At 71.8% G+C, this 24077-nt stretch carries 25 protein-coding genes; 19 read left to right on the top strand and 6 right to left on the bottom strand.

Features of this window, described 5'->3' with window-relative positions; genetic code table 11:
- Window positions 1-32 precede the first annotated feature (32 nt).
- On the top strand, window positions 33-662 hold the full coding sequence (locus L3Q67_RS37065) for a hypothetical protein (protein ID WP_499186074.1): 630 nt from the start codon (window positions 33-35) through the stop codon (window positions 660-662).
- A gap of 3 nt (window positions 663-665) precedes the next feature.
- Here the strand turns inward: L3Q67_RS37065 and L3Q67_RS37060 are convergent, their stop codons facing one another.
- Window positions 666-1175 (bottom strand): NUDIX hydrolase, encoded by a 510-nt coding sequence (locus tag L3Q67_RS37060; protein ID WP_499186073.1) that lies wholly within the window; start codon window positions 1173-1175, stop codon window positions 666-668.
- 65 nt (window positions 1176-1240) lie between these two features.
- Here L3Q67_RS37060 and dop point away from each other — a divergent pair, with 65 nt between their 5' ends.
- The 4 genes from dop (at window position 1241) to prcA (ending at window position 4769) form a co-directional block, all read left to right on the top strand.
- Window positions 1241-2743 (top strand): proteasome accessory factor PafA2 family protein, encoded by a 1503-nt coding sequence (gene dop / locus L3Q67_RS37055; RefSeq protein WP_499186072.1) that lies wholly within the window; start codon window positions 1241-1243, stop codon window positions 2741-2743.
- A gap of 88 nt (window positions 2744-2831) precedes the next feature.
- Complete coding sequence (locus tag L3Q67_RS37050; protein WP_113692219.1) at window positions 2832-3026, top strand: ubiquitin-like protein Pup; 195 nt, start codon at window positions 2832-2834, stop codon at window positions 3024-3026.
- Between the two features lie 56 nt (window positions 3027-3082).
- Window positions 3083-3940: a proteasome subunit beta gene (gene prcB / locus L3Q67_RS37045; RefSeq protein ID WP_499186071.1), complete on the top strand. Its 858-nt coding sequence runs from the start codon at window positions 3083-3085 to the stop codon at window positions 3938-3940.
- Window positions 3941-3980: 40 nt separating this feature from the next.
- Window positions 3981-4769: a proteasome subunit alpha gene (gene prcA, locus L3Q67_RS37040; RefSeq protein WP_499186070.1), complete on the top strand. Its 789-nt coding sequence runs from the start codon at window positions 3981-3983 to the stop codon at window positions 4767-4769.
- 255 nt (window positions 4770-5024) lie between these two features.
- Here prcA and L3Q67_RS37035 read toward each other — a convergent pair whose 3' ends face one another.
- Entirely contained in the window at window positions 5025-6401 is a 1377-nt protein-coding gene (locus L3Q67_RS37035) for a bifunctional phosphatase PAP2/diacylglycerol kinase family protein (protein WP_499191732.1), read from the bottom strand.
- Between the two features lie 183 nt (window positions 6402-6584).
- On the opposite strand from L3Q67_RS37035, the gene pafA reads away from it, so the two are divergent.
- Window positions 6585-7943, top strand: a complete 1359-nt coding sequence (gene pafA / locus L3Q67_RS37030) for a Pup--protein ligase (protein ID WP_209666453.1) — start codon at window positions 6585-6587, stop codon at window positions 7941-7943.
- A gap of 286 nt (window positions 7944-8229) precedes the next feature.
- Here the strand turns inward: pafA and L3Q67_RS37025 are convergent, their stop codons facing one another.
- Entirely contained in the window at window positions 8230-8646 is a 417-nt protein-coding gene (locus L3Q67_RS37025) for a DUF6069 family protein (protein WP_499186069.1), read from the bottom strand.
- Between the two features lie 171 nt (window positions 8647-8817).
- On the opposite strand from L3Q67_RS37025, the gene L3Q67_RS37020 reads away from it, so the two are divergent.
- The gene (locus tag L3Q67_RS37020; RefSeq protein WP_499191731.1) at window positions 8818-9864 is read left to right on the top strand and encodes a WD40/YVTN/BNR-like repeat-containing protein; all 1047 of its coding nucleotides are present in this window, start codon (window positions 8818-8820) and stop codon (window positions 9862-9864) included.
- On the opposite strand, the gene L3Q67_RS37015 is transcribed toward L3Q67_RS37020, so the two are convergent.
- Window positions 9861-10430 (bottom strand): TetR/AcrR family transcriptional regulator, encoded by a 570-nt coding sequence (locus tag L3Q67_RS37015; protein ID WP_499186068.1) that lies wholly within the window; start codon window positions 10428-10430, stop codon window positions 9861-9863. The genes L3Q67_RS37020 and L3Q67_RS37015 overlap by 4 nt on opposite strands.
- Before the next feature lie 89 nt (window positions 10431-10519).
- On the opposite strand from L3Q67_RS37015, the gene L3Q67_RS37010 reads away from it, so the two are divergent.
- The 7 genes from L3Q67_RS37010 (at window position 10520) to L3Q67_RS36980 (ending at window position 15901) form a co-directional block, all read left to right on the top strand.
- Window positions 10520-11338: a Rossmann-fold NAD(P)-binding domain-containing protein gene (locus L3Q67_RS37010; protein WP_499186067.1), complete on the top strand. Its 819-nt coding sequence runs from the start codon at window positions 10520-10522 to the stop codon at window positions 11336-11338.
- Window positions 11339-11410: 72 nt separating this feature from the next.
- On the top strand, window positions 11411-12394 hold the full coding sequence (locus tag L3Q67_RS37005) for a helix-turn-helix transcriptional regulator (protein ID WP_499186066.1): 984 nt from the start codon (window positions 11411-11413) through the stop codon (window positions 12392-12394).
- 20 nt (window positions 12395-12414) lie between these two features.
- On the top strand, window positions 12415-13365 hold the full coding sequence (locus L3Q67_RS37000) for a helix-turn-helix transcriptional regulator (RefSeq protein WP_499191730.1): 951 nt from the start codon (window positions 12415-12417) through the stop codon (window positions 13363-13365).
- A gap of 28 nt (window positions 13366-13393) precedes the next feature.
- A complete protein-coding gene (locus L3Q67_RS36995; protein ID WP_499191729.1) occupies window positions 13394-13609 on the top strand; it encodes a bacteriophage holin in 216 nt (71 codons plus the stop codon).
- Between the two features lie 11 nt (window positions 13610-13620).
- Window positions 13621-13947, top strand: a complete 327-nt coding sequence (gene tatA / locus L3Q67_RS36990; protein WP_499186065.1) for a Sec-independent protein translocase family protein — start codon at window positions 13621-13623, stop codon at window positions 13945-13947.
- A gap of 104 nt (window positions 13948-14051) precedes the next feature.
- Window positions 14052-15020 (top strand): twin-arginine translocase subunit TatC, encoded by a 969-nt coding sequence (gene tatC / locus L3Q67_RS36985; RefSeq protein WP_499186064.1) that lies wholly within the window; start codon window positions 14052-14054, stop codon window positions 15018-15020.
- On the top strand, window positions 15020-15901 hold the full coding sequence (locus L3Q67_RS36980) for a diacylglycerol/lipid kinase family protein (RefSeq protein WP_499186063.1): 882 nt from the start codon (window positions 15020-15022) through the stop codon (window positions 15899-15901). The genes tatC and L3Q67_RS36980 overlap by 1 nt, the downstream gene beginning before the upstream one ends.
- On the opposite strand, the gene L3Q67_RS36975 is transcribed toward L3Q67_RS36980, so the two are convergent.
- Complete coding sequence (locus L3Q67_RS36975) at window positions 15889-16488, bottom strand: hypothetical protein (RefSeq protein WP_499186062.1); 600 nt, start codon at window positions 16486-16488, stop codon at window positions 15889-15891. The genes L3Q67_RS36980 and L3Q67_RS36975 overlap by 13 nt on opposite strands.
- Before the next feature lie 81 nt (window positions 16489-16569).
- Between L3Q67_RS36975 and L3Q67_RS36970 the strand changes: the two genes are divergently transcribed.
- The 5 genes from L3Q67_RS36970 to L3Q67_RS36950 all read left to right on the top strand — a co-directional run bounded on the left by L3Q67_RS36970 (window position 16570) and on the right by L3Q67_RS36950 (window position 23099).
- Complete coding sequence (locus L3Q67_RS36970) at window positions 16570-19332, top strand: DEAD/DEAH box helicase (RefSeq protein WP_499186061.1); 2763 nt, start codon at window positions 16570-16572, stop codon at window positions 19330-19332.
- Between the two features lie 100 nt (window positions 19333-19432).
- Window positions 19433-20197: a DUF4333 domain-containing protein gene (locus L3Q67_RS36965; protein ID WP_499186060.1), complete on the top strand. Its 765-nt coding sequence runs from the start codon at window positions 19433-19435 to the stop codon at window positions 20195-20197.
- Between the two features lie 42 nt (window positions 20198-20239).
- Window positions 20240-21448: a putative GNAT family N-acetyltransferase gene (locus L3Q67_RS36960; RefSeq protein ID WP_499186059.1), complete on the top strand. Its 1209-nt coding sequence runs from the start codon at window positions 20240-20242 to the stop codon at window positions 21446-21448.
- A 34-nt stretch (window positions 21449-21482) separates the two neighbouring features.
- On the top strand, window positions 21483-21869 hold the full coding sequence (locus tag L3Q67_RS36955; RefSeq protein ID WP_499186058.1) for a DUF4333 domain-containing protein: 387 nt from the start codon (window positions 21483-21485) through the stop codon (window positions 21867-21869).
- A 9-nt stretch (window positions 21870-21878) separates the two neighbouring features.
- Complete coding sequence (locus L3Q67_RS36950) at window positions 21879-23099, top strand: putative GNAT family N-acetyltransferase (RefSeq protein ID WP_499186057.1); 1221 nt, start codon at window positions 21879-21881, stop codon at window positions 23097-23099.
- On the opposite strand, the gene L3Q67_RS36945 is transcribed toward L3Q67_RS36950, so the two are convergent.
- Window positions 23090-24037: a 5'-3' exonuclease gene (locus tag L3Q67_RS36945; protein WP_499186056.1), complete on the bottom strand. Its 948-nt coding sequence runs from the start codon at window positions 24035-24037 to the stop codon at window positions 23090-23092. The genes L3Q67_RS36950 and L3Q67_RS36945 overlap by 10 nt on opposite strands.
- Window positions 24038-24077: the final 40 nt, after the last annotated feature.

Here is a 24077-nt window from a genome sequence, read left to right as displayed (position 1 = left end):
GGTACGGACAGCGGGACCCGAGGGGGTTGCAGGTGCGTCAGGTGCGGGTGGCCGCGCTCGCGGTCACGGCGGTCGCGGTCGCCGGGCTGGCAGGTTGCGCCGATCGGCCGAACGACCTCGACACCTACTACGACGACCCGGTCGCCTCGTCGGCACCGGCCGCGCCGCCCGCCGCTCCGCCTGCCTCGACCGCGCCCGCCGCCCCGGCCCAGGAGCGGACCGCGACCACCCCCGCGCTGCTGACCGACACCGACGTCGCCGCGGAAGAGGTCCGCGTGGCCGCCAAGCCGTCGACCCCGTCGAAGTGCCTGGCCCCGCTGGTCGAGCCGGTCCCGGAGGAACAGCGCAAGCAGCGCGACTGGCAGTACCGCTCGGGTGCCTCGCTGAGCCACCGGGTGCTGGTCACCCGAGGTGCGGCCGAGACGGTCAACCGGCTGATCTGCTCCGGCGCCACCCCGGTGCAGCTCGCGCCGACCGGGGCCGAAGCGCAGCGGGCGTGGTGCGAGACGGACAAGGGCGCCGCGGTCTGCACCGTGCTGCTCGCCCGAGGGGACGTCATCTCGGTGGTCCAGGTCGCGGCGAGCACGCAGGCCCGCGCCACCGACGCGGCCAAGAGGCTGGCCCCGATCAGCGCGGGCGCGCTGGTCCGCGTCGCTTCCTGAGCCTCACGGGTCGTAGCGGCGGAACCATTCGAGGACGCCGAGCCTGCCGTCCGGGATGAGCGGGCTCTCCGGGTCCTCGGCCCAGCTGCGCAGTTCCTCCAGCTCCAGCCACTCCCCGGAGACGATTTCCTCCGGCTGGTGGACGATCGGACCGTCCCAGCGGGCCTCGAAGGCGAAGTTGTGGCAGTGCATCGGCGGCTGGTCGTAGACGTGCACGAACAGCGGCCGCAGCGGTGCGCCTCGGACGCCCAGCTCCTCGGCCAGCTCGCGGCGCGCGCAGTCGGCCGGTGTCTCACCCGCCGCGACCAGGCCGCCCGCCCAGCAGTCGTACATGCCGGGGAAGACGTCCTTCGTGTCCGTGCGCAGGTGCACGTACACGTTCGCGCCGTCGGGGGAGCGCAGCAGCACCACGCCCGCGGCGTGCCACAGCCCCTCCGCCCGCACCCGGGACCGGGGTGCCGCGCCGACCGCGGCACCGCTCTCGTCGTACACGGCGACCAGTTCGTCGTTCACGACACCCATCCAATCGCGGCCACCTGGGAGGTGTCACGCCCCTTCGGCACCGTAGGGTGGACGATATGAGGCGGATCATGGGAACCGAGGTCGAGTACGGCATCGCGGTACCGGGCGATGCGACGGCCAACCCGGTGTTGACCTCCACCCAGGTGGTGCTGGCCTACGCGGCGGCGGCGGACATCCCGCGGGCCCGGCGCGCGCGCTGGGACTACGAGGTGGAATCGCCCCTGCGCGACGCCAGGGGGTTCGACCTCGCCGGCCCCGGCACCCCCGGTCACGACCCCGACGTGGAGGACCTCGGCGCGGCCAACGTCATCCTGACCAACGGCGCCCGGCTCTACGTCGACCACGCGCACCCCGAGTACTCCGCGCCCGAGGTCACCAACGCGCGCGACGCGGTGATCTGGGACAAGGCGGGGGAGCGGGTGATGGAGGAGGCCGCGATGCGCGCGGCTACCGTGCCCGGCCAGCCGGCCCTGCAGCTGTACAAGAACAACGTCGACGGCAAGGGTGCCAGCTACGGCACCCACGAGAACTACCTGATGGCCCGGTCCACCCCGTTCACCTCGGTGATCTCCGGGCTGACCCCGTTCTTCGTCTCGCGCCAGGTGATGACCGGCTCCGGCCGCGTCGGCCTCGGCCCGCAGGGTGAGGACGCCGGGTTCCAGCTCTCGCAGCGCTCGGACTACATCGAGGTCGAGGTCGGCCTGGAGACCACGCTCAAGCGCGGCATCATCAACACCCGCGACGAGCCGCACGCCGACGCGGACAAGTACCGCAGGCTGCACGTGATCATCGGCGACGCGAACCTGGCCGAGTACTCCACCTACCTCAAGCTCGGCACCACCGCGATCGTGCTGGACATGATCGAGTCCGGGATGCGCTTCGACCAGCTGAAACTGGACGAGCCGGTGCGCGCGGTGCACCAGATCAGCCACGACCCGACGCTGAAGACCAAGGTCGACGTGGCGGGCGGGCGCAAGTTCACCGGATTGGACATCCAGTTCGCCTACCACGAGCTGGCCTCGGAGTTCCTGGACCGGACCGGCGGCGACAGCCAGTCCAAGGACGTGCTGCGGGTCTGGGGCGAGATCCTCGACGCGCTCGCCCGCGACCCGGCCGAATGCGCCGACCGGCTGGACTGGCCCGCCAAGCTGCGGCTGCTGGAGGGCTACCGCGCCCGCGACCAGCTCAACTGGGGCGCGCCGCGGCTGCAGTTGGTCGACCTGCAGTACTCGGACGTGCGGCTGGACAAGGGCCTGTACAACCGCCTGGTCACCCGGGGCTCGATGAAGCGCCTGGTCACCGAGGAGGAGGTGCGCGCGGCGATCACCACCCCGCCGTCCGACACGCGGGCCTACTTCCGCGGCCGCACCCTGGAGAAGTACGCGACCTCGATCGCGGCGGCGTCGTGGGATTCGGTGATCTTCGACGTCGGGCGCGAGTCGCTGGTGCGCATCCCCACGCTGGAGCCCCTGCGCGGGACGAAGGCGCACGTCGGGAAGTTGCTCGACGACTCGGCGACCGCTGAAGAACTGGTCGAGGCGCTCACCGGTTCGGACTAGAGAGCGACCCAGGAGTGATCCAGTGGAGGCCCCGAATGTCGGTTCCACTGGGTAGGCTTGAGAACAACGGCCACACCGGGAGGCGAGTATGGCTCAGGAAAAGATCGAGCGGCACGGCGGCGGTGACTCCGACGAAGAGGTCGAGGGTGGCGCCCCGGCCGGTCAGGAACGGCGCGAGAAGCTCGGCGAGGACGTGGACACCATCCTCGACGAGATCGACGACGTGCTGGAGGAGAACGCCGAGGACTTCGTCCGCGCCTATGTGCAGAAGGGCGGGGAGTAACCCCCTCGCGCACCACCGGTCCCGCAGATCTTCGTTGATGGGAAAAACGAGCACGTATGGACAACACCTCGCACCACTCGGGCTTCGCGCTGCCCGCGTCGTACCTGACGACGACGAGTTCGTCGTTCACCGACTTCCTGCGCGCGGAGGCTCCGGACCTGCTCCCCGGTCGCCGGGGAGCAGGTGCTCAGCCCGGCGCCCTGTCGGACGTGCCCCACGGCACGACCATCGTCGCGGTGACCTTCGCCGGCGGCGTGCTGCTCGCCGGTGACCGGCGGGCGACCACCGGCAACCTGATCGCCACGCGGGACATGGACAAGGTCTACGTCACCGACGAGTACTCGGCGGTCGGCATCGCCGGTACCGCGGGACTGGCGCTGGAGATGGTCCGGCTGTACGCGGTGGAGCTGGCCCACTACGAGAAGCTCGAGGGCGTCTCGCTGTCGCTGGACGGCAAGACGAACAAGCTGTCGATGATGGTCAAGGCGAACCTCGACGTGGCCATGGCCGGGCTCGCGGTGCTGCCGCTGTTCGTCGGCTACGACACCGAGGCGGCGGACCCCAAGCGCGGCGGGCGCATCGTCTCCTACGACGTGACCGGCGGGCGGTACGAGGAGCACGGCGGCTACCACGCCATCGGTTCGGGCTCGCTGTTCGCCAAGTCGTCGCTGAAGAAGCTGCACGACCCGGACGCGGACCTCGAAGGGGCCGTGCGGGTGGCGGTGGAGGCGTTGTACGACGCCGCCGACGACGACACCGCGACCGGCGGACCGGACCTGGTGCGCCGCATCTTCCCCACGGCGGTCACCATCACCGCCGAGCACGGCGCGGTGCGGTTGCCCGCCGAGCAGGCCGAAGCGGTCTCCGAGGCGGTCGTCAACGACCGTGCGCAGCGGCCGGGCCGTCAAGGCTGAGTTTCAAGACTTCCCAGTTCGAGAGAGTGGAGCCACCGCAGTGACGATGCCGCTGTACGCGTCGCCCGAGCAGCTGATGCGCGAGCGTTCCGAGCTCGCGCGCAAGGGCATTGCCAGGGGACGCAGTGTCGTGGTGCTGAAGTACGCCGGTGGCGTGCTGTTCGTGGCGGAGAACCCGTCGACGACGCTGCACAAGGTGTCCGAGATCTACGACCGGATCGGCTTCGCCGCGGTCGGCCGGTACAGCGAGTTCGAGAGCCTGCGCCGGGGCGGGATCAAGTACGTGGACCTGCAGGGGTACCAGTACGACCGCCGCGACGTGAACTCGCGGGCGCTGGCCAACGTCTACGCCCAGACCCTCGGCTCGATCTTCACCGACCAGCTCAAGCCGTACGAGGTGGAGATCTGCGTGGCCGAGGTGGGCACCACCCCGGCCGAGGACCAGCTCTACCGGCTGACCTACGACGGCTCGATCGGCGACGAGCCGCGGTTCGTGGCGATGGGCGGCCAGACCGACCCGATCACCTCGAAGCTCAAGGACACCTACGAAGAGGGCCTCGAACTCAGCGCCGCGGTCGCCGTGGCGGTGGCCGCGCTGCAGACGAGCGCGCCGAACACCCCCGCCACCAACGGCGGCGCGGGCGAGGTCGGCAAGCTCGAGGTCGCGGTGCTCGAGCGGGAGCGGCCGGGGCGGGCGTTCCGCCGGATCACCGGTGCGGCGCTTGAAGCGTTGTTGCCCAAGGCGGAGAAGCCTGAGGAAGCCGAGGCGGAGAAGTCCGAAAAGGACGCTGCGAAGCCGGATGAGCCTTCGGGTGGGGATTCCAAGTAGCGCCCCGCTTTTTTAGCGTGACTACGGCGAAGACCCTCATGTCAAGGCGGGAAAGATGCCTTGACATGAGGGTCTTCGCCGTGTTTTTGGCTGTGGACCGGGGCGGGGTGGGGGATCTGGGCGGCTGCCTCGGTGAGGTGCCCGGGTGGCGGTTGGAGAGAGTGGGCCAGGTGCTGTGAATGTGGCTTTCACGGCACATTCCGCTGTGAAAGCCACATTCACGGCACCTGACGGAGCGACCCACCCCGGAGGTCGTTAGAGGCGGTAGAGGGCCAGGGCGCTGGGCTGCGACTTGAAGTGGAAGCGTGAGCCGAGTGGGCCTACCTCGCCGTCGGTGGCGACCCGGCGGTTGCCGTTGAGCAGCTTGACCTCCAGCTCCGCCACGTCGTACTCGCGGTAGACGTGGCTGGTGCCGAGGGTGTTGGTCAGCGCCGCGGCGATGAACCGGGCGCGTGAGTACGGGACGTCCGCGCGCAGGTAGCGCACGTCGAGCAGGCCGGTGTCCAGCGCGGGCCGGTGCGCCGGGGCGAAGCCCTTCGGGATGTACGGGCCGTTGCCGACGAAGATCAGCCACACCGAGGTCCGGTGGCCGTTCAGCTCGACCTCCAGCGGCCGCGCCTTGTGCAGGCTGCGTGCCATGGCGATCGCCATGGCGGGCCACTTGGGCAGTTTGTCCTGCAGTTTCTCCCGCATCCGGACCATTTCGGGGTAGCCGCCGATGCTGGCCGTGTTGACGAACCAGCGCCGCTCGGTCTCGCCGAGGCCTTCGACGGTGACCTCACCGAGGTCCATGCCGACCGCGGCACCCGCCTCGGTGGCCGCGTCGGCGTCCGGCATGGAGCGCACGCCGACGTCGCGGGCGAAGTGGTTGAGGGTGCCCGCCGGGATGAGCGCGAGCGGCAGCTTGTACTCGGCGGCCACCGAGGCGACCGCGGCCACGGTCCCGTCCCCGCCGGCCACGCCGAGCGCGCGCACGCTCCCGCGGCGTTCGATCTCCGCGGCGAGCTGGACGCGGATGTCCTGGTGGGCGTCCGGGTAGATGATCGTGGCCTTGGGCCAGGCGTACCGGACGTCCTCGGTGGGGTCCTGGCCGTCGATCCCGGAGCGCGGGTTGACCAGCGCGAGCATGTCCTCGCCGTCGACCATCACCGGGGCTTCGGCGGGGTGCGCGGTGTCGCCGGGCACGGTCGGGTGCACCGGCCACCAGTGCCGCGTGGCGACCGCGGCGCCGACCCCGATCAGCGCGCCCGCACCGACGTCGCTGGGCCAGTGCACGCCGGTGTGCACCCGCGAGTAGGCCACCGCGGCCGCAATCGGCGCGATGGCGAGGCCGAGCACCGGCGACTCCATCGCCACGGCCGCGGTGAACGCGGCCGCCGAGGCCGAGTGTCCGGACGGGAACGACGACGAGGTCGGCCGCTTGACCAGGCGCCGGTGTTCCGGCACCTCTTCGGCGGCCGGACGGCGGCGGGGGAACAGCGGCTTGCCGATGAGGTTGGCGGTCAGGCTGGCGCCGCCGATGGCGACCAGGCCGCGCATCGCGGCCCGCCTCCCGGTGCCCTTGCGGGCGCCGATGGTCGCGGCGACCACCCACCACAGCCTGCCTTTGTTCGCGGAGCGGGTCAGCGCCATCAGGGCGCGATCGGCGGGGGACCTGGGGAGCGCGGCGCTGCGGCGGACGAGGGCGCGATCTGTCTCGCCGACCTGGCTCAGCGGGCGCTTGATGTGCCTGAACACGTGGTGCAACGTAACCGACGCAACGCCGACGCCCGAACGGCGCACCGACTTGGGGGTACTTGCGCATACTCTGGTGGCATGCAGCGGCGGATCTTTGGGATCGAGACAGAGTTCGGGGTGACCTGCACCTTCCACGGGCAGCGCAGGTTGTCGCCGGACGAAGTGGCCAGGTACCTGTTCCGGCGGGTGGTTTCCTGGGGACGTTCGTCCAACGTGTTCCTGTCGAACGGCTCTCGCCTCTACCTCGACGTCGGATCCCACCCGGAGTACGCGACGGCCGAATGCGACGACCTCACGCAGCTCGTCACGCACGACAAGGCGGGGGAGCGCATCCTCGAGGACCTGCTGGTCGACGCCGAGCGCAGACTGGGTGACGAGGGCATCGGCGGCGACATCTTCCTGTTCAAGAACAACACCGACTCGGCGGGCAACTCCTACGGCTGTCACGAGAACTACCTGGTCACGCGAGCCGGTGAGTTCTCCAGGATCGCCGACGTGCTGCTGCCGTTCCTGGTCACCCGGCAGCTGATCTGCGGGGCGGGCAAGGTGCTGCAGACCCCGCGCGGCGCGGTGTACTGCCTCTCCCAGCGCGCCGAGCACATCTGGGAAGGTGTGTCGAGCGCCACAACGCGGTCGCGGCCGATCATCAACACCCGCGACGAGCCGCACGCGGACGCCGAGCGCTACCGCAGGCTGCACGTCATCGTCGGCGACTCGAACATGGCCGAGCCGACCACCCTGCTCAAGGTGGGTGCGGCGAACCTGGTGCTGGAGATGATCGAGCAGGGCGTGCAGTTCCGGGACTTCACCCTGGACAACCCGATCCGGGCGATCCGCGAGATCAGCCACGACCTGACCGGGCGGCGCCAGGTGCGCCTGGCGGGCGGCCGCGAGGCCTCCGCGCTGGAGATCCAGCGCGAGTACTACGCGCGGGCGGCGCAGCACGTGAAGACCAACGGCTCCGGCGCTACCGCCGAGCGCGTGATCGAACTGTGGGGCCGCGCGCTGGACGCGGTCGAGACGCAGGACTTCTCGAAGATCGACACCGAGATCGACTGGGCGATCAAGCACCGGCTGGTGGAGCGGTACCGCGCCAAGCACGACCTGGACCTGTCCAGCCCGCGCATCGCGCAACTGGACCTGGCCTACCACGACATCCGGCGCGGGCGCGGCATCTTCGACCTGCTGCAGCGCAAGGGCTTGGTGCGCCGGGTGACCGACGACGGCGAGATCGAGGTGGCCAAGGACACCCCGCCGCAGACCACCCGCGCGAAGCTGCGCGGCGACTTCATCGCCGCCGCGCAGGCCGCGCAGCGGGACTTCACCGTGGACTGGGTGCACCTGAAGCTGAACGACCAGGCGCAGCGGACCGTGCTGTGCAAGGACCCGTTCCGTTCGGTCGACGAACGCGTGGAACGCCTGATCAGCTCCCTGTGAACGCCTGAAACGCCATGAGTGGGGCATTACTTGCGTTGAACGCAAGTAATGCCCCACTCATGGCATTCGCCCGCGGAGGCTTGGCTGTCCGAGTGTGGGGTTCGGCTGCCTGAGTGTGGAACTCGGCTTCCTGGGTGTGGGGTTCGGGTGCGGGAACGTGGGACTCGCCCGGGGGCGCACGATGAGCGGGGCCGTGCTCGCCGGGCAGTGCGAGCAGGGCCCCGCTCATCGCATTCGGCGCGCGGCCGGGCGGGCGCGGGATGGGCGTGACCCGGCCGTGCGCTGGTCAGGCGGGCACGCCGCGCCGGAACGCCGGGATGACGATGGCGCCGACCACGATGTGCAGCAGGCCGAGGGTGATGCGGGCGTCCACCGGCCCGGTCGCGAGCAGCGGGCTGGCCAGCGACAACACCATCACCGCGATCGCGATGAACGTCCAGACGCGGCCCTTGCCGCGGCGTTCGAGCAGGGCGAGCAGGCCCCAGCCGACCAGGGACACCGCGACCGTGGCGATGACGATGGCCACCAGGTCCACGGTCTGCGGGGCGCTGCCGCCGATGCTGGTCACGGTGAGGTCGACGCCGAGCACCGGCACCGCCAGCGTCCAGATCAGCGATGCGGCGACCGCGGCCGCGGCGATGCCGCCGACGCGGGTGAGCGCCTTGGACCCGCTGGGGGTCTTCGGCTCGGTGCGTGTGGTCATCACGGCCTCCTGATAGGTCTGGCGCGCAGGTAACGCCGTTTCAACGGTGTCCTCGCACGATAGGGGCGGTGCGGAGGGCCGCACTTCAACTGTTTGGTTGATGCTCTTCGCTTTGCGTGATCCGCCGGGATCTGGTAGTTACCTACCGCCGATGCGATGGGGGTTGCCGAAATGCGCAAGATCCGCCTGACCGTGCTCACCGCCCTGCTCCTGGCCTCGACCGGGGCCCCGGTGGCGGTGGCCGGCCCGGTGCCGAGCTGGCAGCCGACCCCGACCGGCGTGACCGCCCAACTGCGCGGGCTCGACGCGGTCAGCGCCCGGGTGGCGTGGGCCAGCGGCAGCAAGGGCACCGTCCTGCGCACGGCCGACGGTGGTGCGTCGTGGCAGCAGGTCGCGCCCCCGGGCACGGCCGCGCTCGACTTCCGCGACATCGAGGCCTTCGACGACCGGCGCGCGGTGGTGATGTCGGCGGGCACCGGCACGGCCGCGAAGATCTACCGCACCGACGACGGCGGGGCGAGCTGGCGACTGTCCTTCGAGAACACCGACGAACGCGCCTTCTACGACTGCATCTCGTTCTTCGACCACCACCGGGGCCTGGCGATGAGCGATCCGGTGGACGGCCGGTTCCGCATCCTGTCCACTGAGGACGGTGGGCGGAACTGGGCGGAGGTGCCGCCGGAGGGGCTCCCGCCCGCGCTGCCCGGGGAAGCCGGGTTCGCCGCGAGTGGACAGTGCCTGACCACCGAAGGGCCCAAGGACGCGTGGTTCGGCAGTGGCGGTGGCGCCACCGCGCGGGTGTTCCACTCGCGCGACGCCGGTCGCACGTGGACGGTCACCGACACGCCGCTGTTCAGCAGCCCGTCCGCCGGGGTTTTCGCGCTGGGCTTCCGCGACCGGCTGCGTGGCCTGGCGATCGGCGGCGACTACGCCAACGAGGCCGAGCCGGTGGCCGCGCTCGCGCTGACCCGCGACGGCGGCCGCAGCTGGGAGCGCCCGCCCGCGCCGCCAGTGGGTTACCGCTCGGGCGTGGCTTGGCGGCACCACGCCGTGCTGGCCGTCGGCCCGACCGGCAGCGACATCAGCTTCGACGGCGGCGCGCACTGGACGTCGTTCGACTCCGGCAGCTTCGACAGCGTCGACTGCACCGCCCGTGGCGCGTGCTGGGCCTCGGGCGCGGCCGGGCGAGTCGCCAAGCTGGCCGCCGAACCGGCCTAGTCGCGCTCGAGCAACGCGGCGATCACCTTTTCGAGGTGCGGTTCCAGGTCCTCCGGGGTCGCCCCGCTGATCGCCGGGGTGCCGATCACCGAGCGCAGCACGCCGATGCCGAGCATCCACGCGCTGAACAACTCGGCGCGCAGATCGCCGTCCGGTCCACCGCCGGTGAGGTCGGCCAGCGCGCGCACGTAGGTCCCGCAGACCTCTTCGCGCAGCCGTTCCCGGGTCTCGGCGTGCCCGGAGGACCGCAGCATGGCGATCAGGGGGTGCTCCCCGGCGTGGCTCGGCCAGTCCTGGAAGGCGATCGAGCCGAGCAGCCGTGCCGGCAGTTCCTCGCGCGGCCCGCCGAACAGTTCGGCTGCCGGTGCCGGCACCGCCGTGGCTTCGTCGAACAGCTTTTTCTTGGACCCGAAGTAGCGGAACACCAGTGCGGGGTCCACGGCGGCGTCCCCGGCGACGTCGCGCACGCTGGTGCCGTCGAACCCGTCGCGGGCGAAGCGGAGCCGGGCGGCGTCGAGCAGGCGGGCCCGGGTGGCCGCGCGGTCGCGCTTGTGGTCCTCGGCCACCAGGCCTCCTAAGTCATCGATCGTTGACAAGCTTCTCCGTGCCTCGCTAGCCTAGTGAAGTCACCAATCGATGACTTCTGGGGCGGGCGATGCGGGAACTGGTTGTTTCGGGCGGCACCACGGGCATGGGAGCCGCGCTGGCGCGGCACTACCTGGACCGCGGTGCCCGGGTCACGGTGATCGGGCGGAACCCGGTCCGCGGGCGGGATTTCCTCGACCACGCCGAGCGGATCGGCGCGGCCGGGCGGGCGGCGTTCATCCCGGCGGACCTGACCTCGGTCGCGGAGAACCGGCGGGTCATCGCGGAAGTGGCGACCCGGCACGAATTCCTCGACGGGCTCATCCTCACCGCGATGCGCGCGTTCCCCCGGCGCGTGGAGACCGCGGACGGCTTCGAAGGGCACTTCTCGCTCTACTACACCAGCCGGTACCTGCTCAGCCGCGGCCTGACCGGACTGCTGGAGCGAGGGGAGTCGCCGATGATCGTCAGCGTCGGCGGGGTGGGCACCCGGAAGGGGAAGATCCACTGGGACGACCTGGCGCTGCGGGAGAACTACGGTCTGCTGCGCGCCATGCTGCAGGCCGGGCGCGCCTCGGAGTTGCAGGCGGTGGCCTATGTGGCCGACCACCCCGAGGGGCGCGCGAAGTACCTGCTGTTCCACCCGGGCTATACCGACAGCGGGTACGCAGACCTGCCGCAGCCGAAGCGGGCGCTGATGAAGGCGATGGCGAAGCTCTTCGCGCAACCGGTGGCCGAGGCGATCGCGCCGATCACCGAGCTGATCGGCGCACCGCCGCCCGGGCGCCTGCTCGCCTACGACCGGCGTGAGGCCCTCGGCACGGATCTGCCGACGCTGGACGCGGATCGCGCCCGGCGCCTCGGCGAGCTCACCGCGGCGCTCCGCTAGCGCCCGGGACGCGCGGACGCGCGACGGGCGGACCTCGGCAACGGGGGACCGGCGGCGGGCTACTGTGTCCGGGTGTCCACCGCCCGCGCCGAGCGCCTGGTCAATCTGGTGCTCGCCCTGCTCGCCACCCGGCAGTACCTGACCGCCGACCGGATCCGCGGCATCGTGCCCGGCTACGCCGATGCCGCGACCGAAGACGCCTTCTTCCGGATGTTCGAGCGGGACAAGACCGAGCTCCGGGAGCTGGGCATCCCGCTGGAAACCGGGCGCAACTCCGGGTTCGACCCGATCGAGGGCTACCGGATCGCCCGCCGCGACTACGAACTCGGCGAGATCGACCTGGCCCCCGACGAGGCCGCCGCGGTGGCGCTCGCGGTGCGCCTGTGGGACTCGCCGGAGCTGACCGGGCAGGCCCAGGCCGCGCTGGTGAAACTGCGGGCCGCCGGGGTCGAGGTGGACCAGAACGCGCAGCCGGTGGTCGAGCCGCGGGTGCGCACCGAACCGGCCTTCTCCCCGCTGCTGGCCGCGGTCCAGGCCGGGCAGCCGGTGCGGTTCGAGTACCGCCGCAGCGACTCGCCGGAGCGGCTGGTCCGCACGATCGAGCCGTGGGGCGTGATCTCCTGGAAAGCACGCTGGTACGTGGTCGGCCACGACCGCGACCGCCGGGCCACCCGCTGCTTCCGGCTGTCCAGGATCAGCGGGGACGTGCGGGCCTTCGGCAAGCCGGGTGAGGTCCGCCGCCCGGAGAACGTGAACCTGCTCGAGTACGTCGCCGGCGCGGTCGAGCCCGAGCCGAGCCCGACCACCCCGGCGCTGCTGTGGGTGGCCGACCAGCGCGCGGCCGGGGTGCGGCGCCGGGCCAAGCCGGTGGACCGGCTGAGCGTGGACGGTGTCGAGGGCGACGTGATGGAGATCGAGCTGTACTACCCGGAAAGCGCCGCGGACTGGATCGCCGGGCACGCGCCGGACGTGCTGGTCCTCGAACCGGACGTGCTGGCCAAGGCGGTCCGCGGCAGGCTCGAGGCGATCGCGCACGGGATCGGGGCGGACCGGTGAGCCGGGGATCCACCGAGCGCATGCCGCGGTTGCTGGCATTGGTCCCGTACCTGCTGGCCCGGCCGGGCATCGAGATCGACGAGGCCGCGCGCGACTTCGGCGTGCACCCGCGCCAGCTGCGCAAGGACCTCGAACTGCTGTGGATGTGCGGGCTGCCCGGCTACGGCCCCGGCGACCTGATCGACCTGTCCTTCGAAGGCGAGACCGTCACCGTCACCTTCGACGCCGGTATGCGCCGCCCGCTGCGCCTGACCGGCGCCGAGGCCACCTCCATGCTGGTCGCCCTGCGTGCGCTGGCGGAGACGCCAGGGGTGGCCGACAGCGACGCGGTCAACCGCGCGATAGCCAAGATCGAGGCAGCCGCGGGGGAGGCGAGGCCGTCCGGCGTGGTGGTCGGCACGGGCGTGCGCGAAGCGGAGAACACCGCCCGCGCCCGCCGCACGGTCAGCGAGGCGCTCAAGGCCCGCAAGGCGCTGCGGCTGCGTTACTACACCGCGTCGAAGGACGAGATCACCGAGCGCACGGTCGACCCGATGCGCCTGCTGATCGTGCAGAGCTTCGGCTACCTGGAGGCGTGGTGCCGCCGTGCCGAGGGCGTGCGGTTGTTCCGGCTGGACCGCATCGACGGCGCCGAAGTGCTCGACGAGCGCGCCACGCCGCCGCCGGACGCCCGGCCCACCGACCTTTCGCACGGCGTGTTCGCCGAACGCCCCGGCCAGGGCGAAGCGGACCTGGTACTCGAACGGGACCTGCGCTGGGTGGCCGAGTACTACCCGTGCGAGGAGCTGGCCGAACTGGACGGCGGCAGGCTGCGGGTGCGGATGCGGTACGGCGACGAGTCCTGGATGGTGCGCCTCGTGCTCGGCCTCGGCGGCCGGGTCCAGGTGGAACGGCCGGCGGAACTCGCGTCGGCTGTTCGCCGCCGGGCGCTCGACGGACTGGCCAGGGCACGTCACCTGCCGGTCACCTGATTCCAGTACGGTTGTCCGCGTGTCCTCCATGCTGAGCATCGCGCTCGTGGTCATCGGGCTCGTCCTGCTCGCGGTACTGGCGATTCGTCTGCGCCGAGGCTTGCGCGGGCTCCGGCGCACCAGCAGCATGGTGACTACGGCTGCCGGTGACCGTGCGGGGTTGCTGCGGGCGCGGTCCGCCGCGCTCCGAGTCGCCGTGGCACGAAGGCGTGGCCCGCGTAAGATCCACACGATAGAGCGATAGGGAGGCCAGAGATGAACGCTCTGCAGCCGTGGCACCTGATCATCCTGGTTCTGGTCGTCGTCCTGCTGTTCGGGGCCAAGCGCCTGCCGGACGCGGCGCGGTCGATCGGCAAGTCGATGAAGATCTTCAAGGCCGAGACCAAGGACCTCAAGGACAAGGACGAGCCGGAGACACCCGCCGAGGGCGCCGGCGCGACCGCCGCCGAGACCAAGGCGCTGCCGCAGACCCCGGCGGGCACCGACAAGCAGGTCGCCGACCTGCAGCGGCAGCTCGACGAGCTGAAGAAGCAGCAGCCGGCCACCACCCCTTCGGACCACACGCCGAAGAGCGCGGGCTGAGCCAGCCCCGCGCGCGTGGCACCGGCGGAAGCCGCCGCTGGCGGTGCCACGCCGGTGCTGTCCCGCACCCCCAGTCCCTGTAGCGCAGAAGAACGGACCCCGTAGTGGCGGACGAGGGCACCAGCCGCAAGAGCAAGCGGCGCAGGAGGAGCCGTCGGTACAACCCCGACGGCACGATGACGCTCATCGAGCACATCTACGAGTTCCGCAGGCGGCTCGGGTACGCGCTGCTGGCCATCCTCGCCGGTGGTGTCTTCGGTTTCATCTGGTTCGCGGTGAAGCTGGGGCCCATCCCGTCACTCGGTGACATCATCACCGCTCCGTACTGCGCGCTGCCGGACGACGTGCGGATCGAGTTCGAGGGCCGCGGCTGCACGCTGCTGCAGACCCAGCCCTTCGAAGCCTTCATGATCCAGTTGAAGGTGGGCATCGTGGCCGGCATGGTGCTGGTCGCCCCGCTGTGGCTGTACCAGTTCTGGGCGTTCATCGCGCCGGGTCTGTACTCGAAGGAACGCAAGTACGCGATGACCTTCGTGGGCTTCGCGAGCCTGCTGTTCGCGGCCGGTGCCTACCTCGCCTTCTTCCTCATCCCCGGCGCGCTGGCCCTGCTCGTCGGCTTCGGTGGTGACGAGTTCGCCACCGCGCTGGCCGGTGACAAGTACATCTCCTTCGTGCTGTCGCTGCTGATCATCTTCGGCGTCAGCTTCGAGCTGCCACTGCTGATCGTCATGCTCAACCAGGTGGGCGTGCTCAAGTACGCCCAGCTGAAGAAGTGGCGCCGCGGCATCATCTTCGCGTTGTTCGTCTTCGCCGCCTTCGCCACGCCGGGCAACGACCCGTTCTCCATGCTCGCGCTGGCCGGGGCGCTGACGCTGCTCTGCGAGGTGGCCATCCAGGTCTCGCGGTTCCACGACCGCAGGCTGGACAAGAAGCGCGGGACCGAGGGCTGGGACCAGCTCGACGACGACGAGGCCGCGCCCTTCGAGTACACGCCGAGCAGCATCGACGAGCCGGAGCCGGTGCCCGCCGAGCGGACCAAGCGCGGCAGGTCGAAGACCGACGACATCACCTAGTGGGCGGGCACGCGGCGCTGGCCGTGCACCCGGCCTCCGGGCACGGCGCGGCGGCGCGGATCGCCGGCCGGGTCGCGGAGCGCCTGCGCACCGCGGTGGACCGGCTGGACCTGCTGGTGGCCAACACGGTGGAGGAGTCGCGGGCGCTGATGCACTCGTCGGCGGCCGCCGGGCTGGATCTGCTCGTGGTGCTCGGCGGGGACGGTGCCGCCCACCAGGGCGTGCAGTTCTGCGCCGGGCGTGACGTCCGGCTCGGCCTGGTCCCGGCGGGCACCGGCAACGACTTCGCCCGTGCGCTCGGCGTGCCGGAGGACCCGATGGCCGCCACCGACGCGGTGATCTCCGGCGCGGAACAGCGGATCGACCTCGGCCGGGTGGGTGACGCCTGGTTCGGCACGGTGCTCTGCGCCGGGTTCGACGCGCTGGTCAGCGAGCGGGCGAATCGGTTGCGCTGGCCGAGCGGACCCCGCCGCTACGACCTGGCCATCGTCAGCGAGCTGGCCGCGTTCCGGCCCGGGCCGCTGCGGGTGCGCACCGAGGACACCACGCTGGAGCTCGAAGCGACCATGGTGGCCGTCGGCAACACCGGCTACTACGGCGGCGGCATCCCGATCTGCCCCGGTGCCCGGCCCGACGACGGCCTGTTCGACGTGACCGTGGTCGGCCGGGCGAGCCGCACGGAACTGGTGCGCATGCTGCCGCGGCTGCGGGCCGGACGGCACCTGGACCACCCGGCCGTGCAGACGCTGCGGGCCAGTGAGGTGATGCTCGAGGGGTCGGACTGGCCCGCCTATGCCGACGGCGAGCCGCAGGGCCGCCTGCCGATGGCGGTGCGGTGCGTGCCCGGCGCGCTGCGCCTGGCCGGGGCTCAGATCCGGTAGTCGCCGATCTGCCACAGGTACGCCCGGAACGCGGGCAGCGGGATGACCTGGGAGTTCTCCGGGAAGAACACGACCCCGCAGCGGTGGCAGAACCAGGCGCGGGACCACACGTCCAGCACCCGCTGCGAGCCCTGCCGCATCTCGGCGTTCGCGCGGCCGCGGTGCGAGTACTGCAGGAAGCCGAGCACCGCCATGCCGATGCCGAGCGCGGGCCAGATCCAGGTCCAGAACAGCCCGATCAGGCTCATGGGGGAGCCGGCCACCGTCAGCGACAGCGCGATGAGCAGCGCGAATCCGGAGAAGATCGTGCTGAGGATGCCGAGCACCAGGTGCCCGCCGGTGCCGCGGACCGGGGGGTTCGGGTTCAGCGCGGCGGAGACCGCGCTGGTCGCGACACCGTGGTAGGGCGTGGCGTAGCCGGTGTCGCCGGTCATCGCCGGGCCGACGCCCCGGTAGGACATCCGCCCGCCGTGGTGCACCGCGGGCACGTGCTGGACCTGGTCCACCTCGCGGCACTGCGGGCAGGTGAGCGGTGACGGCGTGGCTTCCCCGGTGTCCATCGCGGCGGCCCCTCTCGAAGCGATCATGGGAGTGAGATGCCGCGGGAGCCCGCTCGGTTCCCGGCCTGCCGAATGCGCGCGGGCCGGGTGGTGTGAAACGCTGAGAACGTGTCCGACAGCTCCGCACTCTCGCCTGCCGAAGCCTACGGGCAGGCCAGGCGCCGCTCCCGGTACCGCCAGCTGACCCGGTTCGCGGCCGAATCCGCCTTCGTCTTCGACGAGTTCCAGCTCCGCGGCTGCGAAGCGCTGGAGGACGGGCACGGGGTGCTGGTCTGCGCGCCGACCGGCGCCGGCAAGACGGTGGTCGGCGAGTTCGCCGTGCACCTGGCGCTGGCCGAGGGCCGCAAGTGCTTCTACACCACGCCGATCAAGGCGTTGTCGAACCAGAAGTACGCCGACCTGGTGGCCCGCTACGGCAACGACGCGGTCGGTCTGCTCACCGGCGACACCGCGATCAACGGCAGCGCGCAGATCGTGGTGATGACCACCGAGGTCCTGCGCAACATGCTCTACGCCGGGTCCTCGACGATCAACGAGCTGGCCTACGTGGTGATGGACGAGGTGCACTACCTCGCCGACCGGTTCCGCGGCGCGGTCTGGGAAGAGGTCATCCTGCACCTGCCCGAGCACGTGCGCGTGGTCGGGCTGTCGGCGACGGTGAGCAACGCCGAGGAGTTCGGCGAGTGGCTGGTCGCGGTGCGCGGGGACACCACGGTGGTGGTCGACGAGCACCGCCCGGTGCCGTTGTGGCAGCACATGCTGGTCGGCGGCCGGTTGCTGGACCTGTTCGCCGGGGACAGCGGCCGTGACGTCGAGCTGCAGATGAACCCGACGCTGCTGCGCCGGGTCGAAGAGGTCGGCGCGCGGTTCGCGTCGCCGTACGCGCTGCGCAACGCACGCGGCCGTCGTGGCGCTCCGCCGCGTGGGCCCCGGTTCCGGCCGCCGTCGCGGGTCGAGGTCGTCGAACAGCTCGACGGCGCCGGGCTGCTGCCCGCGATCGTGTTCATCTTCTCCCGCGCGGGCTGCGAAGCCGCGGTGGCGCAGTGCGCCCGCTCCGGGCTGCGGCTCAACACCCCCGAAGAGGCCGCCGAGGTCCGCCGCGTCATCGCCAGCCGCACCGGCGACCTGCCGGAGGGCGACCTGGGCGTGCTTGGCTTCTGGGAGTGGCGCGAGGCGCTGGAGCAGGGCATCGCCGCCCACCACGCGGGCATGCTCCCGGCGTTCAAGGAGACCGTCGAGGAGCTGTTCGTCCGCGGCCTGGTCCGGGTCGTGTTCGCCACCGAGACCCTCGCGCTGGGCATCAACATGCCCGCGCGCACGGTGGTGCTGGAGAAGCTGGTCAAGTACAACGGCGAGGCGCACGTCGACCTGACACCCGGCGAGTACACCCAGCTGACCGGCCGGGCAGGCCGCCGCGGCATCGACGTCGAGGGCCACGCCGTGGTGGTGTGGCAGCCGGGGGTGGACCCGAAACAGGTCGCCGGGCTCGCCTCGACCCGGACCTACCCGCTGCGGTCGTCCTTCCGGCCCGGCTACAACATGGCGATCAACCTGGTGGCGCAGCTCGGTGCCGAAGAGGCGCGCACGCTGCTGGAGCAGTCGTTCGCGCAGTTCCAGGCGGACCGGTCGGTGGTCGGCACGGCCCGCCGGATCGACAAGAACACCGAGGCGCTCAAGGGTTACCGCGAGGCGATCACCGGCGACTTCGACGAGATGCTGTCCTATGTGGAGCTCCGGAAGAAGATCTCCGACCGGGAGAAGGCGCTGGTCCGGCAGAACACCTCGGCCCGTCGCGCGCAGACCACGGAGTCGCTGGAGAAGCTGCGCAAGGGTGACGTGATCGCGGTGCCGCAGGGCCGCCGCGCCGGGCTCGCCGTGGTGGTCGACCCGGGGCTCGACCCGCTGCGCGAACCGCGGCCGGTGGTGGTCACCGAGGACCGCTGGTCCGGGCCGCTGTCGGTGGCCGACTTCCCGGCGCCGGTGGAGGCGCTGGGCCGCATCCGGCTGCCCAAGCACGTCGAACTGCGCTCGCCGAAGACCCGCCGCGACATCGCCTCGACCCTGCGCGACGCCGGGATTTCCCTGCCGGGACGCGGGAAGCGGCGCACGACGGCGAACGACGACGGTGAGCTGGCCGCCCTGCGCCGGGCGCTGCGCGCACACCCGAGCCACGGGCTGGCCGAGCGCGAAGCGAACCTGCGCTGGGTGGAGCGCTACCAGCGCCTCGCCGCCGAGAACGCCCAGCTGGAGCGCAAGGTCGCGGCCACAACGCACTCGCTGGCCCGTGCCTTCGACCGGATCCTGCGGCTGCTCTCCGAACGCGGCTACCTGCGGGACCACGCCGAGACGCCGGTGACCGAGCACGGCAAGCGGCTGGCCCGGCTCTACAGCGAGTCGGACCTGCTCGCCGCGGAGTGCATCCGCAACGACGTGTGGGCCGGGCTCAGCGCACCGGAACTGGCCGCGGTGGTCTCCACGCTGGTCTTCGAAGCGCGCCGCGATTCGGCGGGGGAGCCGCGGCTGCCCCAGGGCGCGGTGACCAAGGCGTGGCAGGAGACCGTGCGCCTGTGGGCGGACCTGACCGAGGACGAGCGCAGGCACCGGCTCGACCGCACCCGCGAGCCGGACGCCGGGTTCGCCTGGCCGGTCTACCGCTGGGCGCGCGGGGAGTCGCTGGAGAAGGTGCTGACCTCGGCGGAGGCCAACGGGCAGGAGCTCTCCGCCGGGGACTTCGTGCGCTGGTCACGGCAGGTCATCGACATCCTCGACCAGATCCGCGACGTGCTCGGCCGCGGCGATCCGGTGGGCGCGACCGCCGCCGAGGCGGTCCGCGCGGTCCGCCGGGGCGTGGTCGCCGCGGGCGGGACGTGACACCGGCCTGGTCGAGGAGGCCATTCGTTACGTGAATTGCACCCCGGCCTGTGGTTGGATCGCCGGGGACGAGCACACCGGACATCGCGGAGGCGAGAAGATGAGCACGCCGTACGGCGGCAACGACCCCCAGCAGTGGGCCCAGCAACCGGGCTATGGCGGGGGGACACCGCAGGGCACGCCATCGGGCGGGTTCCCCGCCCAGCCACCGCAGCCGGGCTACCCACAGCAGGGCGGCTACCCCCAGCAGCAGCCGGGGTACGAGCAGCAGGGCTACCCGCAGCAGCAACCGGGCTACCCGCAGACCGGCCCGCAACCGCAGTACGGGCAGCAGCCCGGCGGTTACCCGCAGCAGCAGCAACCCGCCTACGACCCGAACCAGCCGCAACCGGGGTACGACCCGAACCAGCAGCAGTACGCCCAGCAGCAGCCGGGCTACCCGCAGACCGGGCCGCAGCCGCAGTACGGCCAGACCTCGCAGTACGACTTCGCCCAGCAGCAGCCGGGCTACCCGGGGCAGCCGGGCCAGCCGCAGGAGAGCGGCAAGAAGTCCGGCAAGGCGCTGTGGATCGGGCTCGGCGCGGTGGTGGTGATCGCGCTGGTCGCGGTGGCGCTGCTGGTCTGGCCCGCGCCGTTCAACAAGAAGGTCTTCGACAACGTCGCCATGCAGGACGCGGTGCGCAAGGTGCTCACCGAGAACTACCAGGTGCAGGGCGTCGAAGGGGTCACCTGCCCGGAGAGCAAGGAAGTCAAGAACGGCACCGGGTTCGACTGCGAGGCCAAGATCGGCGGCGCCACCAAGATGGTGCCGATCAAGGTGGTCAACGAAGCCGATGGCACCTACGAAGTCGGCACGCCGAAGTAAATCGGGTGGCCTTGGCCGGGTGGTGTCGGCGAGGATCGACGCATGAGTGACTTCACCCTGCGCACCCTCGACGGGGACGAGGTGCGCGACGCCGCGCGCCTGTTCCTCGCGGGTCTGCACCTCGGCGCCCCGAAGGACGAAGACTGGGACCGCACCGGCGCACGGGCCTACCAGCCCGGCCGCACGCTCGGCGTGTTCGGCGCCGGTGACGACCGGCTGATCGGGACCGCGCGGTCGATGGACGCCGAGCTGACCGTGCCCGGCGGGCGCCGCCTGCCGTTCGCGTCGGTCACCGGGGTCGCGGTGCGGCAGGACCGCACGCGCCGCGGGGTGCTCACCGAGTTGATGCGCGCGCAGTTCGAGGACTTCGCGGCGCGGCAGGTGCCGGTCGCCGGGCTGTACGTCACCGAGGGCTCGATCTACGGCCGCTTCGGCTACGGCGTCAGCACGCTCGGCCACCAGTACAAAGTGGACACCCGCAGGGCGCGGCTGCGCCCGGGAGTACCGCGTGGCGGGGAAATCGAGCTGCTCGACCTCGACGAAGCCGTCGAACGGCTGCCCGGGCTCTACGCCTCGCTGCCCGCGCACGGGCCCGGTCACCTGACCCGGTCGCCGTGGTGGTGGGCCGGTCTCGAAGGCATGTTCCGCCGCAGCGACAAGCCGTTCGTCACCCTGGTGCACCACGGTGCCACCGGCCCGGACGGGTTCGCCTGCTACTACGCCGATCGCATCTTCGACGCGGACAGCGTGCTCCACCTCGAATCGCTGCACGCGGCGGACAGCACGGCGCTGGCCGGGCTCTGGCGCCACCTGCTCGGCGTCGACCTGATCGACGAGATCTCCACCTCGTATCGGCCGGCCGACGAAGCGGTGCCGCTGATGTTCGAGGACCCGCGGACCACGAAGGCCACCGGCTCGGCCGACGAGCTGTGGCTGCGCCTCGTCGACGTGCCCGCCGCGCTCGCCGCCCGCGCCTACGGCCGGGGTTCGCTCGTGCTGGAGGTGTCCGACGTGGTGCTGCCGGCGAACTCCGGGCGGTACCTGATCGACGACGGGGAGGTGAGCCGGACCGAGCGTCCCGCGCAGGTGCGGCTCGGCGTCTCGGAACTGGCGATGTTGTACCTCGGCACGTGGACGGCCCGCGCGCTCGCGGCGGCCGGGCGGATCGAGGCGGTCGACGCGGCGGCCCCCGCGCTCGCGGACGATCTCTTCGGCACGCGCACCGCCCCCTGGTGCGGTACTTTCTTCTGACCTTGCCGATCCATGAAGCAGCGGGGGTGTCCGGGTGCGGTGTCGGCTTGTCGGATGGGGACTGGCGGCCGTGCTGGCGGGAGCGCTGGCCGGTTGTGAGACTGCCGATCCGCCGTCTGCCGCGCCGCCCACCGCCCCGGCCCTTCCACCCCCGGCCGTCGCCACCACCTCGCCCACCCCGGTGAGCTTCGGCCCGCAGCCGAAGCTGTTCGACCACACCGCGGTGGCCGAGGGGGTGCGCCAGGTGCTCACCCAGAACTTCGGCGTCACCGGACTCGGCACCGTGCTCTGCCCGCCGGGGCAGCCGGTGCGCGCCGGGCACACCTTCGACTGCCAGGCCCAGATCGGCGGGGAACAGCGGCCGGTACCGATCACGGTCAAGACCGACGAAGGCGAATATGAGGTTGCGGCGCCCGGTTGACTTGGCGTCATGAACGACTTGGTTTTCCGGCCCATCGCCGAAGGGGAGCGGCGGGCGGTACACCGCCTGCTGGCCGAGGCACTGCACGCGAGCCCGCCCGACGACCAGGGCTGGCAGCTCGTCGGACCGTCCTTTCCGGCCGACCGCACCTTCGCCGCCTTCGACGGGGACGCCCCGGTCGGCATGACCAGTTCGTTCGCCACCGCGATCGCCGTCCCCGGCGGGAAGACCCTGCCCGCGGCTGCGGTCGACGGGGTGGCCGTGCGGGCCGACCACACCCGCCGCGGCGTGGTCACCACGCTGCTTTCCGAGCAACTGCGCGACTGCGTGCGCCGCGGTGACCTGATCGCCACGCTGCACGCCAGCGAGGCCACCATCTACGGCCGGTTCGGTTACGGCGCCGCGACGACGGGTCAGAACCTGCGGGTCATCACCTCGCGCGCGGCCCCGCGGCCCGAAGTGCCGGTGACCGGCCGGGTCCGCCTGCTCGGCCCGGCCGAGGCGGTCGGCCGCGTGCCCGAGCTGTACCGGCGGATCGGGCTGACCCGGCCGGGCATGATCCAGCGGCCGGAGCTGTGGTGGCCCGCCTACCACGACCGGCTGGTGCGCGACGGCGGTGGCGACCACCGCGTGGCCGTCCACATCGGACCCGACGGCGAGAACGGGTACGCCGTGTTCCGCACCACCGACCAGCGCACGCCGGACGACCCCGGCCGTGGCGCGCTGCTGGAGGTCCGGGACCTGCACGCCGCCGACCTGGGCGCGGCGGCCGGGTTGTGGCGCTTCCTGATCGGCCTGGACCTGGTCGCCGAGATCAGTGCGCCGATGCGGCCCGCCGACGAACCGCTGCGCGCGCTGGTCGCCGACGCACGCGCGGTGCGGGTGACCGGGGTGGAGGACCACATCTGGGTGCGCCTGCTGGACGCGGGCGCGGCGCTGGCCGCCCGCACCTACCGCGAGGCGCCGGCCGTGGTGCTCGGCCTGGAAGACCGGTTGCTGCCGGAGAACACCGGTTCCTACCGGATCACCGCGGACGGTGCCACGCGCACCGACGCGCCCGCCCAGTTGCGGGTGGACGCCGAGGTGCTGGCGATGCTGTACCTGGGGGAGTGGCGGGCGAGCACCCTGGCCGCGGCGGGCCGGGTCACCGTCGTGGACCCGGCCGCGCTCCCGGACGCGGACGAACTCTTCCGCGCCGACGTCCGCCCCTGGTGCGGGACCTACTTCTGACCGGCGGCGACCGGTAGTGCCTTGAGCAGCCGCTCCACCGAGGTCCCCAGGCCCCAGCGTTCCGCCAGTTCCGCCACGCGCGCGGGATCGGCGGGTTCGGCGGGGACCCGGTCGGGGCGGGACATCTTCACCGGCGCGTCCGCGGCCACGCGCACCACGGTCGGCGCGACGGCGAGGTAGCCGGCCGCCTCGGTCAGGCGGATGCGGGTCTTCAGCGGCAGGTTCTTGTCGGCGTTGCGCCCGGCCTCGACCAGCGCCTCGAGCGAGCCGTACTGGGTGATCAGCTTCGCGGCCGTCTTCTCGCCGATGCCCGGCACGCCCGGCAGCCCGTCCGAGGGGTCGCCGCGCAGGGCCGCCATGTCGGCGTAGGCCGCGCCCGCGTTCTCCACCGGCACGTTGTACTTCGCCGCCAGCGCCGCCGGGTCGAGGATCTCCTTCTTCATCCAGCCGCGGCCCACGTAGAGCACGGTCGCCGGGGTCGGCTCGTCGCGCACCAACTGGAAAAGGTCGCGGTCACCGGTGATCACCTCGACCGGCGCCTCGGTCTCGTGCACGGTCAGCGCGCCGATCACGTCGTCGGCCTCGTAGCCCGCCGCCTCGGCGGTGGCCAGGCCGACGGCCTCCAGCAGGTCGAGGATGATCGGCACCTGCGGGCTGAGCGTGTCCGGCACCTCCTCGGCGTTGACCTCCGCGTCGGCCACCCGGTGCGTCTTGTACGTGGGCAGCAGGTCCACCCGGAACTGCGGCCGCCAGTCGGCGTCGAGGCAGGCGACCAGGCGCGAGGGCTTCCGTTCGGTGAGGATGCGCGCGACGGTGTCGGTGAAGCCGCGCACGGCGTTCACCGGGGTGCCGTCCGGCGCGGTCATCGACTCGGGAACGCCGTAGAAGGCACGGAAGTAGAGGCTGGCGGAATCCAGCAGGGCCAGGGGTGCGGTCACCCGTTACAGCCTGCCACGAAACCGGGTGGCCGGTTCTCCC

Source organism: Saccharothrix sp. AJ9571, from assembly GCF_021725495.1.
Classification (GTDB): domain Bacteria; phylum Actinomycetota; class Actinomycetes; order Mycobacteriales; family Pseudonocardiaceae; genus Amycolatopsis; species Amycolatopsis magusensis.
This window is presented reverse-complemented; position numbering and strand designations above follow the sequence as displayed.

Coding starts and splice junctions, on each gene's coding strand:
- dop (WP_499186072.1), top strand. CDS start 1,241: ATGAGGCGGATCATGGGAACCGAGGTCGAGTACGGCATCGCGGTACCG.
- L3Q67_RS37050 (WP_113692219.1), top strand. CDS start 2,832: ATGGCTCAGGAAAAGATCGAGCGGCACGGCGGCGGTGACTCCGACGAA.
- prcB (WP_499186071.1), top strand. CDS start 3,083: ATGGACAACACCTCGCACCACTCGGGCTTCGCGCTGCCCGCGTCGTAC.
- L3Q67_RS37035 (WP_499191732.1), bottom strand. CDS start 6,401: ATGGCGCTGACCCGCTCCGCGAACAAAGGCAGGCTGTGGTGGGTGGTC.
- pafA (WP_209666453.1), top strand. CDS start 6,585: ATGCAGCGGCGGATCTTTGGGATCGAGACAGAGTTCGGGGTGACCTGC.
- L3Q67_RS37025 (WP_499186069.1), bottom strand. CDS start 8,646: ATGACCACACGCACCGAGCCGAAGACCCCCAGCGGGTCCAAGGCGCTC.
- L3Q67_RS37020 (WP_499191731.1), top strand. CDS start 8,818: ATGCGCAAGATCCGCCTGACCGTGCTCACCGCCCTGCTCCTGGCCTCG.
- L3Q67_RS37010 (WP_499186067.1), top strand. CDS start 10,520: ATGCGGGAACTGGTTGTTTCGGGCGGCACCACGGGCATGGGAGCCGCG.
- L3Q67_RS37000 (WP_499191730.1), top strand. CDS start 12,415: ATGCCGCGGTTGCTGGCATTGGTCCCGTACCTGCTGGCCCGGCCGGGC.
- L3Q67_RS36995 (WP_499191729.1), top strand. CDS start 13,394: ATGCTGAGCATCGCGCTCGTGGTCATCGGGCTCGTCCTGCTCGCGGTA.
- tatA (WP_499186065.1), top strand. CDS start 13,621: ATGAACGCTCTGCAGCCGTGGCACCTGATCATCCTGGTTCTGGTCGTC.
- L3Q67_RS36975 (WP_499186062.1), bottom strand. CDS start 16,488: ATGATCGCTTCGAGAGGGGCCGCCGCGATGGACACCGGGGAAGCCACG.
- L3Q67_RS36965 (WP_499186060.1), top strand. CDS start 19,433: ATGAGCACGCCGTACGGCGGCAACGACCCCCAGCAGTGGGCCCAGCAA.
- L3Q67_RS36960 (WP_499186059.1), top strand. CDS start 20,240: ATGAGTGACTTCACCCTGCGCACCCTCGACGGGGACGAGGTGCGCGAC.
- L3Q67_RS36950 (WP_499186057.1), top strand. CDS start 21,879: ATGAACGACTTGGTTTTCCGGCCCATCGCCGAAGGGGAGCGGCGGGCG.